Source organism: Microbacterium testaceum, from assembly GCF_001476655.1.
Taxonomy (GTDB): Bacteria; Actinomycetota; Actinomycetes; order Actinomycetales; family Microbacteriaceae; genus Microbacterium; species Microbacterium testaceum_C.
The window spans coordinates 1-10,698 of record NZ_LDRT01000157.1 but is presented as its reverse complement, the minus strand read 5'-3'; the positions used below and the strand labels follow the sequence as shown (position 1 = coordinate 10,698).

12 protein-coding genes are annotated in these 10,698 nt (G+C 74.2%); 3 read left to right on the top strand and 9 right to left on the bottom strand.

Annotated elements, in window-relative coordinates; all coding sequences use genetic code 11:
- The 4 genes from NS220_RS16935 to NS220_RS16920 all read right to left on the bottom strand — a co-directional run.
- A partial coding sequence (locus NS220_RS16935) for a carboxylesterase family protein (protein WP_153004346.1) occupies positions 1–782 on the bottom strand: 782 nt, incomplete at its 3' end.
- 8 nt (positions 783–790) lie between these two features.
- The gene (locus NS220_RS16930; protein WP_058625178.1) at positions 791–1,468 is read right to left on the bottom strand and encodes a GAP family protein; all 678 of its coding nucleotides are present in this window, start codon (positions 1,466–1,468) and stop codon (positions 791–793) included.
- An 11-nt stretch (positions 1,469–1,479) separates the two neighbouring features.
- A complete protein-coding gene (locus NS220_RS16925) occupies positions 1,480–3,201 on the bottom strand; it encodes a hypothetical protein (RefSeq protein ID WP_058625177.1) in 1,722 nt (573 codons plus the stop codon).
- Positions 3,198–3,830, bottom strand: coding sequence for a response regulator (locus tag NS220_RS16920; protein ID WP_058625176.1), 633 nt, complete (start codon positions 3,828–3,830; stop codon positions 3,198–3,200). The genes NS220_RS16925 and NS220_RS16920 overlap by 4 nt, the downstream gene beginning before the upstream one ends.
- Positions 3,831–3,893: 63 nt before the next feature.
- Between NS220_RS16920 and NS220_RS16915 the strand changes: the two genes are divergently transcribed.
- Genes NS220_RS16915 through NS220_RS16905 form a run of 3 tightly spaced genes read left to right on the top strand, consistent with a single transcriptional unit; the run spans position 3,894 to position 6,433 of the window.
- On the top strand, positions 3,894–5,516 hold the full coding sequence (locus NS220_RS16915; RefSeq protein ID WP_058625175.1) for an SDR family oxidoreductase: 1,623 nt from the start codon (positions 3,894–3,896) through the stop codon (positions 5,514–5,516).
- A 9-nt stretch (positions 5,517–5,525) separates the two neighbouring features.
- Positions 5,526–6,005 carry a MogA/MoaB family molybdenum cofactor biosynthesis protein gene (locus NS220_RS16910; RefSeq protein WP_058625174.1) on the top strand — a complete coding sequence of 160 codons (480 nt, stop codon included), beginning with the start codon at positions 5,526–5,528 and terminating at the stop codon, positions 6,003–6,005.
- Complete coding sequence (locus NS220_RS16905; RefSeq protein ID WP_058625173.1) at positions 6,005–6,433, top strand: molybdenum cofactor biosynthesis protein MoaE; 429 nt, start codon at positions 6,005–6,007, stop codon at positions 6,431–6,433. Before NS220_RS16910 ends, NS220_RS16905 begins: the two co-directional genes overlap by 1 nt.
- A gap of 153 nt (positions 6,434–6,586) precedes the next feature.
- Here NS220_RS16905 and NS220_RS16900 read toward each other — a convergent pair whose 3' ends face one another.
- The 5 genes from NS220_RS16900 to moaA are packed head-to-tail and all read right to left on the bottom strand — an operon-like array spanning position 6,587 to position 10,557.
- A complete protein-coding gene (locus tag NS220_RS16900; RefSeq protein ID WP_058625172.1) occupies positions 6,587–6,823 on the bottom strand; it encodes a MoaD/ThiS family protein in 237 nt (78 codons plus the stop codon).
- Positions 6,820–7,338, bottom strand: coding sequence for a cyclic pyranopterin monophosphate synthase MoaC (moaC, locus tag NS220_RS16895; RefSeq protein ID WP_058625171.1), 519 nt, complete (start codon positions 7,336–7,338; stop codon positions 6,820–6,822). The genes NS220_RS16900 and moaC overlap by 4 nt, the downstream gene beginning before the upstream one ends.
- Positions 7,335–8,558: a molybdopterin molybdotransferase MoeA gene (locus NS220_RS16890; protein ID WP_058625170.1), complete on the bottom strand. Its 1,224-nt coding sequence runs from the start codon at positions 8,556–8,558 to the stop codon at positions 7,335–7,337. The genes moaC and NS220_RS16890 overlap by 4 nt, the downstream gene beginning before the upstream one ends.
- Before the next feature lie 14 nt (positions 8,559–8,572).
- Positions 8,573–9,355, bottom strand: coding sequence for a HesA/MoeB/ThiF family protein (locus tag NS220_RS16885; protein ID WP_058625169.1), 783 nt, complete (start codon positions 9,353–9,355; stop codon positions 8,573–8,575).
- Entirely contained in the window at positions 9,352–10,557 is a 1,206-nt protein-coding gene (moaA, locus tag NS220_RS16880; protein WP_058625168.1) for a GTP 3',8-cyclase MoaA, read from the bottom strand. Before moaA ends, NS220_RS16885 begins: the two co-directional genes overlap by 4 nt.
- Positions 10,558–10,698: the final 141 nt, after the last annotated feature.

Genomic DNA, 10,698 nt, shown 5'->3' with positions numbered 1-10,698 from the left:
GCCGCGACGACGGCGTCGACGGGAGCGTCGCGGAGCGCGGCGGGATCGGCGGCGTCCACGCCCAGCGCGTCGAGGAACTGCTCGGCGACCCGGGTCGCGCGCTCGCGGCCGTAGACGCTGGAGACCGGCGACGATTCGGCGATCGCCCGCGAGAACAGCCCGCGCGCCGACGGCGTCGCCAGCAGCGTCGTGACCAGGCCGCCGCCCGCGGACTCGCCGAACACGGTCACCTGCGCGGGGTCGCCGCCGAACGCCGCGATGTTGCGCTGCACCCAGCGCAGGGCGAGCAGCACGTCCTTGAGGGCGAGGTTTCCCTCGAAGCCGGCCTCCGGCACCGCGCCGGAGAGGTCGAGGAATCCGAGCGCGCCGAGGCGGTAGTTGACCGTGACCACGATCACGTTGCCGGCGTCGACCATCGCCGTGGCGTCGTACATCGGCTGGCGTGACGACCCGAACGTGTACGCGCCACCGTGCAGCCACACCATGACCGGGCGCGCAGCGGCGTCGTCGCCGGGCGCCCAGACGTTCAGCGACAGGCAGTCCTCGTCCTGGACGGTGCCCTCACCCAGCGGTATGGCGGGGTTCGCGGGCTGGGGGCACACGGGCCCGAAGGCCGTGGCATCCACCTCTCCCTCGGCATCCGGGGCGGCCAGGGGATCGCGCCAGCGTCGCTCGCCCGTGGGGGCGACGGCGAAGCGGATACCGCGCCACGACCGGACCCCGCGGTCGAGCAGGCCACGGAAGGTTCCGGCGGGAGCGGTGACGAGCGGGGAGGTGTCCATGGGCGTCCTCAGGAGGTGAGCTGGTGGATCAGGTGGGCGGCTTCGGTCGCGGCGAGGACCGCGAAAAGCACCGTCATGATGACGGCATTGTGCGCGATCATCTCGTCCTTGAGGCGGCGCAACGCGGAGACGACGGCGGGCAGGCCCGTCGCGCCGAGGAGCGTGGGCAGCACCAGCGCGAGGGATCCGGCGACCGCGAGCGCGACGCACAGCAGAACGGTCACGGCGACGGGGAGGTGCGCCGCGCCGAGCAGGGCGCCGCCCTTGAGCTCGAGGGGGAGGTTCTTGCTGTTGGTGGCGGCCATCAGCACGCCCAGCCCGGCGGCCCGCGCGGGGGTGATGGCATCCACGGCCGCCAGCCAGCCCGGGGCGACCGGAGCCGTGCCGGGCTTCGGGCGTCCGCGCCAGCTGACCACCGCGAACGCGGTGAAACCGACCGTGAGAAGGGCCGTCAGCACGAGCACGACGATCTTCCCGCCCGCGCCGTGCGAGGCCGCCGAGGCCCCCGCCGACGTGGCCGCGCCGACGCCGATGACCGCGAGAGCGACCAGCAGGAACGCTCCGGTGTAGGCGGGCGCGGCGGTACGCCCGCGCGCCGAGAGCAGGATCGCGACGACGGCGACGATCGGCAGCGGCGAGATCGCCATGCCGACGGCGAGGGGCAGGAGGGAGGGGAGCTCGGACATCGACGGCGACGCTACGCGCGGTGGCGCGGCGTCCCGTCGGAATGTTCGGTCCACACGACAGAACGCGTCGTCGTGGTGGGGTCCTCGACGGCGAAGACCGCCTCGAGCACGGCGTCTGCACCTTCCGCCCTGAGTCGCGCTCCCCGGCGCGCGGCGTGCGAGCCGGGGCGCAGCCGGGCGCGCGGGGCCGGGGCGCCCGGCGAGACGATCCGCACGCTCAGGCGGGGGCCGCCGGCTGTTCCGGTCACACGCACCTCGACGCGCGCGGTGCGTTCGCGGGCGTGTTTCGCCGCGTTCAACAGGCCTTCGCTCACGACGTCGATGACGTCGCGCGCGAGAGCCGGGTCGGTGCGCAGCGCGGCGCTCGCGGCGTCGGAGACGTCGGCGGACACCGGCATCACCGCCCCCCAGGTCTGGAGCACCGGGCCGAGCGAGTCCGCCGCGGCGGGAGGGGTGGGGCGATCGAGAACGGTGCGGAGCTCCCCGCCGAGTCCGCGCAGCTCCGCGGCGAAGACGGCGAGGTCGGCGGGTGCGGCATCCGGATGCCGAAGGACGAACTGCACGGCCGCCCCCTGGGCGTCGGCGTGCAGAAGGACGGCGGCGCGGCGCAGGGCCGCGCGGACGCGGCGGGTGCCGAGGTCGTCGGCGCGCCCGCGCGCGGCCAGGGCGCTGGACAGCCGCCGACGCTCGACGCGCAGCGCATGGGCCGTGCTGCGTCCCGCGGCGAGAGCGAAGGCCAGGGCGGGGTAGGCCAGCACCGCCAGGGAGGCCGTGGCGAGCGGCACGCCCTGGCCCATGGCGACCGCGGCCAGCGTCAGACCGGCGAGCAGGGTGGTCGTGACGAAGAGGGTACCGCGGGCCCGGGGCCGCCGCCGCAGCGGGGGGAGTCGGGCCGCGAGATCGGCTGCGGCGCCGGAGAGGAGGGCGATGCAGAAGCCGACGAGCAGATCGACCGGCGCGACGCTGCGCAGCGCGTAGGGGAGCACGGCCAGGGCGTAGACCGTCGCCGCGAGTCCCGGTGGGGGAAGGCGCAGCCGCGACGGCCGGCGGGGAACGGCCCGGGGGGCCCGCGCGTCGAGCGGATCCCCCGGCGCGGGCGGAGCGATGGCGCGCTCGTCGAGGCGGTGGGCGTGCGTGCGGAGGTCGACGGTGAGGGCTCTCACGTCGGCCGTGGTCTCGAACCGAGCGGCGGCCAGGAGGTCGGCGGCGGCGAGGATGTCCGCGCGCGCGGCGGTGGTGTACCCGCGCACCCGCGCGGCACTGCCGTCCCACTGGGCGAGGACCTGCGCGAGCAGCGCGTTGGTCTCGCGGATCGACCGCGCCACGTCCACGAGCGCGGCCGTGCCGATCAGCGCGATCGTCCAGACCACGAGGTTCGTGAGAAGACGCAGGGGCGCGTCGGCGGGCGGGGGCACGGGGAGCTCGCCGAGCCGCGAGAGAGCGTCCTGCAGCGGCGGTCGGGCGGCGGCCGTGAGCACCAGCGCCGACACGATCACTCCCGCCCGCACCCGGGGGTCGGACGCGGCGCGTTCGACGAGGGCGACCCCCGCCCAGACCGCCGAGACCGCGGCCGCGCCGGCGGCGCCGACGAGCGCGCGCGGGAGCACGGAGAGCCCGACCGGGAGCGGGGCGAGCAGCGTCACCGAGACGACGAAGACCGCGACGAACGTCCACCCCGTGACGAAGCGGCCTCCCGTCAGCGCTCGACGCACGGCGGGCCACAGAGTGGTCACGCGACGGGGCCGAACTCGGCGAGGTAGAGGGCGCTCGCACGGACGCGGGGGTTCGTCCCGCCCGCCGTATGCAGATCGAGGCGCGCGAAGATGCGACTCATCGCGCGCTCCACCGCCCGCGTGGTGATGCCGCGCTCGCGCGCGATCTGCTCGTTCGACCAGCCGCGCGAAACGAGCGCGAGCACCTCGATCTGACGCCGGGTGAGACCGGCCAGAGCGGAGGCCCGCACCGGCGTCGGTGCGGGCGGCGTGGCCCGGCGCAGCGCCGCTTCGACGGCATCCGCCACCACCTCGGCCGAGGTCACGTCGAGCTTGGAGACGAACACCGCCCCGGCGGGCCCGTGGTGCCCGGCGACGGCCCCGGGGAAGCTGCTGAGGAACACCACGGCCAGGTGCGGGGCGAGACCGGTCAGCATCGTGGCCAGCTCGACGCCGGAGGGGCGCGAGCCCAGGTCGATGTCGGTGAGCAGGACGTCGGGGTCGCTGTCGGCGAACAGGTGCGTCGCCTCGGCGGCATCCGCGGCTCCGGTGGCCTCGAATCCGCGATGGACCAGCATGTCGCACAGCAGGGCGCGCATCGCCGGTTGGTCCTCGACGACGAGCACGCGTCGCACCCACGCGTTCACCACGCGCCTCACCCTAGCGCCGTCAAGCCCCCGTCGTGGGCGGGGCCGCGGCGTACCGTGTCGGGCATGAGCGAGCTGTCCGCCCCTACTGGCCGTGAACCCGCGCTCGTCGCACAGCTCCGCCCCGACGGGTCGGCACCGCGGGCTCTCGTGCTCGGTGCGACGGGCTACCTCGGCGGACGTCTCGTGCCGCGGCTGCTGTCGGCCGGATACCGCGTCCGGGTGCTCGCGCGCGACCCGCGGCGCGTCGAGGCCTTCCCCTGGGGCGACCAGGTCGAGACCATCGCGGGGGATGCCACCGATGCCGAGGCGGTGACCCGTGCCGTCGACGCGGTCGACGTGCTGTACTACCTCATCCACTCGATGGGCGGCGGTCGCGACTTCGAGGACACCGACCGCCGCGCGGCACGCACCGTCGCGGACGCCGCGGCGGCGGCATCCGTCTCGCGCATCGTGTATCTGGGCGGACTCCACCCCGACGACGCGCCGCTGTCGGCGCACCTGCGCTCGCGGGTGGAGGTGGGCGAGATCCTCCTCGCCAGCGGCGTGCCGACGCTCGTCCTGCAGGCCGGCGTCGTGATCGGATCGGGTTCGGCCTCGTTCGAGATGGTGCGGCACCTCACGGACGTGCTGCCGTACATGCCCGCGCCGAAGTGGGTACGCAACCGCATCCAGCCCATCGCCGTGCGCGACGTGCTGCACTATCTGCTCGGCGCGGCACGGATCGCGCCGAACGTCAACCGCGCCGTCGACATCGGCGGCCCCGACGTGCTGCGCTATGGCCAGATGATGAACGGGTACGCCCTCGAGGCCGGGCTCCACCAGCGCGCCATCGCGTCGCTGCCCGTGCTCACCCCGCGGCTGGCCTCGCACTGGGTCAACCTCGTCACGCCGATCCCGAAGTCGATCGCGCGTCCTCTCGTGGAGTCGCTGCAGAACGACTGCGTCGTGAAGGACCGCGCGATCGACGATCTCGTGCCCCGCCCCGAGGGGGGCTTGCTGCCCTATCGCGAGGCCGTCCGGCGTGCCCTCGGGCGTGTGAACGACGACGCGATCGAGACGAGCTGGCAGGATGCCGAGGTCTCGGGCGCCCCGAGCGACCCGCTGCCGAGCGACCCGGACTGGGCCGGGCGGCTGGTGTACACCGACGAGCGGACGATGCGCACGAGCGCGAGCCCCGCGCAGCTGTGGTCGGTGATCGAGGGGATCGGCGGGGAGAACGGCTGGTACTCCTCGCCGCTGCTGTGGGCCATCCGCGGCTGGATGGATCGACTCGTCGGCGGGGTGGGGCTCGCGCGCGGACGCCGGAGCCGCAGCGTCGTCACCGTCGGCGACGCGCTGGACTTCTGGCGCGTCGAGGCGATCGAGCCCGGACACCTGCTGCGCCTGCGGGCCGAGATGAAGGTGCCCGGCGGCGCGTGGCTGGAGCTGAGGGCGAGCCCCGACGGCGAGGGCGCTCGGTTCGATCAGCGCGCGCTGTTCTTCCCCACGGGCCTCGCCGGACGGCTCTACTGGCTCTCGGTGCTGCCGTTTCACGGACTGATCTTCAGCGGCATGGCCCGGCGCATCACGGCCGCGGCCGAATCGGTGCAGCGCGAAGACCTCGAACCGAAGGCGAAGGCCGGGCGCATCGCGCCCGAGGTGCCCGAAGTCGAGACGATCGCCGCTGCGACCGACGCCCGCGCCTAGGCTGGATCCGTGCCGCACACCGCCCGGGTCATCACCGTGTCCGACCGTTCTGCCGCGGGCCTGCGCGAAGACCGCGGGGGGCCGCTGGCGGTCTCGCTCCTGCGCGAGGCCGGCTTCGACTGCGGCGCCCCCGTCGTCGTGCCGGACGGCGCCGACAGCGTCGAAGCGGCCCTGCGCGCGGCGATCGCCACGGGTGCCGGTCTCGTCGTCACGACCGGCGGCACGGGGATCGCGCCCACCGACCGCACCCCCGAGGGGACGGCGCGCGTGCTCGAGCGCGAGCTCCCCGGCATCGCGGAGGAACTCCGCCGCCGCGGCCTCTCCGACACCCCGCTCGCGGTGATCTCCCGCGGCCTCGCCGGGATCGCCGGCCCCGCGACCCTCGTCGTCAATCTCCCGGGATCCACGCGGGCCGTGGCATCCGGGATCGCCGTCCTCGCCGAGCTCGCCCCGCACGTCCTCGACCAGCTCGCCGGAGGAGACCACTGATGAGCGCCGTCCGCATCGCCCGCCTGTCCGAGGAGCCGCTCGACCTCGACGCGCACCTGCGTGCCGTGGAAGACGACGCGTCGGGGGCGGTCACGACCTTCGTCGGCCGCGTGCGCAACACCGACCCGGATGCCGGTGACACCGTCGTCGCGCTGGAGTACAGCGCGCACCCCGATGCGCCCGCTGCGCTCCACCGCATCGCCGAGCAGGCTGCCGCGGGCACCGACGCGATCGTGGCCGTGAGCCACCGCGTCGGTCGGCTCGCCGTGGGGGAGGCCGCCGTCATCATCGCGGTGGCCTCGGGGCACCGCGCCGCGGCGTTCGAGGTGTGCCGCACGGTGATCGAGACGATCAAGACCGACCTTCCCGTGTGGAAGCGCCAGGTCGAGGCCGACGGCACGACGGCGTGGAAGGGCCTGGGGGGCTAGCTTCCACGGGCGTGCCGCGGCCCGGTCGGAGGGGACGCCGCAGAATCGGAGAGGGGCACCGGATTCGGAGTGAACGCCGGCATCATCGCGATCCGCGTCCTTTCTCCGAATCCGAGACGCGGGCGCTGCCTGCGGGGGCGCGCGTGCTGCCGATCAGCCGCCGGCGAACGGCGGGAGCACGTCGACGTGCGTGACGCCCCCGAGCGGTGCGTCGTCGTCGTGGCGGGTGCCGTCCAGCAGCACGGCGCAGCGGTCCAGGATGCCGATGAGGGCGGGGTGGTCGGCGAGGACCGCGGTGCGCAGCGCCCCCAGGGAGACCTCGGTGCGGTCCTCTGCATCGGTTCCTGCGGCCTCGGCCGCGGCGGCGAAGTACCGGACGCGGACGCTCATGCGCGGGCTCCGTCCGCCGGGGCGCCTGCGGCGGCGACTCCGGGCTCGCCCGGCCGCACCCAGTCGCCGGACTTCCCGCCGGTCTTCGACACGATGCGGACGTTCTCGATGAAGGTGCCCTTGTCCAGGCCCTTCACCATGTCGACGATCGCGAGCGCGGCGACCGAGACGCTGGTCAGCGCCTCCATCTCGACGCCGGTCCGGTCGGCGGTGCCGACGGTCGCCTCGATCTCGACGCCGTCGTCGGTGATCGCGAGGTCGACGGAGGCACGGTGCACCCCGATGACGTGCGCGAGAGGGAGGAGCGTCGGCGTCGACTTCGCGGCCTGGATGCCGGCGATCCGCGCCACGGCCAGCACATCGCCCTTGGGGGCGGTGCCGTCGCGCAGGGCCGCGATCACCTCGGGGGCGCAGCGCACGAAACCGCGCGCGGTGGCGGTGCGGACGGTGGGCTGCTTGAGGGTGACGTCGACCATGCGGGCGTGGCCCGCGGCATCCAGGTGGGTGAAGGTCATGGAATCAGCATGACATCGAGCGGGTCGCCCACCGACACGGTGGACACCTCGGCGGGGACGACCGCGAAGGCTTCGGCGCGAGCGAGCGAGGCGGCGAGGTGCGAGCCCGAGCCTCCCGCGGTGGCGGGGCGCACGGTTCCCGCGACGAGGTCGATCGCGGCGGGGAGGTACTGCCGGCGGCCGGGTGGCGTCGTCCAGGACTCGGATGCCGTGAGCCGGGCGATCCGGCGATCGAGGACCGCGCGGCCCTGCAGGGCGAGAAGAGCGGGACGCACGAAGACTTCGAAAGACACCGCGACGCTCACGGGGTTGCCGGGGAGGCCGAAGACGAGCCGACCGTCGTCGAGCGTGCCGAAGGCCTGGGGCTTGCCGGGCTGCATCGCGATCTTCTCGAACGCGATGCGGTCGCTCAGCGCGAGGCGCACGGGCTCGTACGCGCCGGCGCTCACGCCACCGGTGAACACGACGACGTCGGCGCGCGAGGCGCGGGCGAGAACGGCGTCGATGCCCGTGGGGTCGTCGCCGACACGGTCGACGAGCTCGAGGTCGGCGTCTGCTCCGGCGACGAGGGCGGCGAGCAGGGTGGCGTTCGAGTCGGGGGTCTGTCCGCGCGACGGGGCTGTTCCGGGGGCGACGAGCTCGCTGCCGGTCGAGACGATCGCGACGCGCGGGCGGCGGGTGGCGCTCACGGTGTCGACGCCGGCCGCGGCGGCGGCGGCCAGGGCGAACGGGCCGAGATGCTCGCCGGCCGCGAGCACGACATCGCCGGCGCGCGTGTCGCCCCCGCGGCGACGGATGAAGGCTCCCGCGCCCGCGGGGGCGCGGAGCACCTCGACGGTGTCGAGCGAGTCGGCGAGGCCCCCGGCGGTGTCCTCGAACGGGACGATCGCGTCGGCGTCGGCGGGAACGGCGGCCCCCGTCATGATGCGGGCGGCCTCACCGGGGGCCAGCGCCGGGTCGTCGGCGGTGCCGGCCGGCAGATCCGCCACGACACGCAGGGTCGCCGGGTGATCGGCATCCGTCCCTTCGACGTCGGCGAAGCGCACCGCGAAGCCGTCCATCGAGGAGTTGTCGAAGCCGGGGAGGTCGTGCGCGGCGAGGATCGGCTCGGCGAGGGTGCGGCCCGCGGCCTCGGCGAGGGGGACCGTCTCGGCGGGGAGCAGCGCGACGGCGGCGAGCACGCGGGCGCGGTGCTCTTCGACGGTGAGCAGCGGGGTCATCGGGGCCTCCGAGGTCAGGGTGAAACGGCGGGGCGGGCGGCGGGGGAGAGCGGGATCACGTCGTGCCGGGCGCGCAGCGCGTCGATCACGACGAGGCGCCCGAGAAGAGGCTCGCCCGCGCCGGTGACGAGTTTGATCGCCTCGGTGGCGAGGAGCCCGCCGACCTGCACGCACAGCGAGCCGAGCACTCCGACCTGCGCGCACGTGGGCGGCTCGCCCGCGGATCCGGGAGGGAACAGGTCGCCGAGCACGACGGGTGCGCGCCCCTCGGGCGGGTGCGACCAGAACACCGTCACCTGCGCCGACCATTCCTGCACCGCTCCCCAGACGAGGGGGATGCCGAGACCCTCGGCCGCGGCGGCGACGGCCTCGCGCGTGTCGAAGGTGTCGCTGCCGTCGATGACGAGGTCGGCGTCGGCGAAGAGCTCGCGGGCGTTGTCGGAGGTCAGTCGTACGGTGCGTTCATGAACGACGGTGAGGGGCGAGAGATCGCGCACGGCGCGCGCGGCGGATGCCGTTTTGGTGGTGCCGATGTCTTCCACGCGGTGCAGGAGCTGTCGTTGGAGGTTCGTGCGCTCGACGACGTCGTCATCGATGACGATCAGCTCGCCCACTCCGGCGGCCGCGAGGGCGAGCAGCACCGGAGAACCGAGCCCCCCGGCACCGACCACCGCGATGCGCGCGGCGGCGATCCGCCGCTGCCCCTCCTCGCCGATGTCGGCGAGGACGGCGTGACGGGCGGTGCGGATGAGCTCTTCCGGGGCGAGCGATGCCACCGGCTCGACGAGCGGTCTCATCCGCCGATCGCGCTCATCGTGCGCTCGGGCTGGACGAAGTCGGCGCGTGCGAGTCCGACACGGTCGGAACCGTGGGCGCGGGGCTTGGCCCACATGGCATCCCGCCAGATCTGCGCGAGCCCCTCGTCGTCCGCGCCGTCGCGCAGCGCCGTGAGCAGGTCGGTCTCCTCGTGCGAGAACAGGCAGGAGCGGATGCGGCCGTCGGCGGTGACGCGCGTGCGCGAGCACGCGGCGCAGAACGGCTCGGTGACGGAGGAGATGATTCCGACGTGGCCGGCGAGGGCGGTCTCGCCGGTGCGCCGCACCTCCCAGCGTTCGGCCGGGGCGGCACCGCGACCGCGCGGGTCGGGGCTGAGGGTGAAGGCCTCTTCGATCGCGGCCCGGATGTCGCGGGCCGGGATGACGTTGGTCGCGCTCCAGGAGCGGTCGCCGTCGAGGGGCATGTCCTCGATGAAGCGCATCTCGAAGCCGTTCGACACCGCCCAGTCGACCAGGGGCACGACCTCGGTGTCGTTGATGCCGCGCAGCAGCACGGCGTTGATCTTGATGGGGCCGAGGCCCGCCGCGCGTGCGGCCCGGAGACCCGCGAGCACTTTATCGAGGTGCGGGCGGCGCGTCAGCTCGGCGAACGTCTCGGGGTGGAGGGTGTCGAGCGAGACGTTGAGGCGGGTCAGCCCGGCGTCTTTGAGGGCCTGTGCGCGCAGGTCGAGTCCCACGGCGTTGGTCGTCATGGAGATGGGCAGGTCGGGGTTGTCGGCGCGGATGCCGGCGATGATGTGCTCGAGGTCCTTGCGGACGAGGGGCTCGCCGCCCGTGAGGCGCAGTTCCTCGGCCCCCAGCGAACGGACCGCGACTCGCACGATGCGCCGGATCTCGTCGGCGCTCATCAACTGCGATTGCGGGAGCCACGGCATCCCGTCCGCCGGCATGCAATACGTGCAGCGCAGATTGCACTTGTCGATGACCGAGACGCGCAGGTCGGTGGCGACACGGCCGAAGCGGTCGAGGAGACCGCCTTCTCGCGGGGCGCCGGTCGCGCGGACGCCACCGGGGTCGCGGGGGGTCTCGCGGCGGGGTTCGCCGGTCACGCGACCGCCCGTCGCCCGGACGGCGCCGAGCTGGCTCGCCGCTGCACTCGTCACGGTCGCGCCGAGCGGCACGGCGACCGGTCCGCGCGGGGCGTTCGCATGCTCGGCATCCATGGGTCGAGCCTAGGTCAGTGGGGGGAGGGGACTGTCTCTTATACCCCTCCTCCGCTGCCGACGATCTTGCGCTTGGACATGTCGACAGTCCGCGGCTCCCCATACAATACTCAAATGCAGCCACTTACGAAATCAATCCGA

Coding starts and splice junctions, on each gene's coding strand:
- NS220_RS16890 (WP_058625170.1), bottom strand. CDS start 8,558: ATGACCCCGCTGCTCACCGTCGAAGAGCACCGCGCCCGCGTGCTCGCC.
- NS220_RS16885 (WP_058625169.1), bottom strand. CDS start 9,355: ATGAGACCGCTCGTCGAGCCGGTGGCATCGCTCGCCCCGGAAGAGCTC.
- NS220_RS16905 (WP_058625173.1), top strand. CDS start 6,005: ATGAGCGCCGTCCGCATCGCCCGCCTGTCCGAGGAGCCGCTCGACCTC.
- NS220_RS16900 (WP_058625172.1), bottom strand. CDS start 6,823: ATGAGCGTCCGCGTCCGGTACTTCGCCGCCGCGGCCGAGGCCGCAGGA.
- NS220_RS16915 (WP_058625175.1), top strand. CDS start 3,894: ATGAGCGAGCTGTCCGCCCCTACTGGCCGTGAACCCGCGCTCGTCGCA.
- NS220_RS16930 (WP_058625178.1), bottom strand. CDS start 1,468: ATGTCCGAGCTCCCCTCCCTCCTGCCCCTCGCCGTCGGCATGGCGATC.
- moaA (WP_058625168.1), bottom strand. CDS start 10,557: ATGGATGCCGAGCATGCGAACGCCCCGCGCGGACCGGTCGCCGTGCCG.
- moaC (WP_058625171.1), bottom strand. CDS start 7,338: ATGACCTTCACCCACCTGGATGCCGCGGGCCACGCCCGCATGGTCGAC.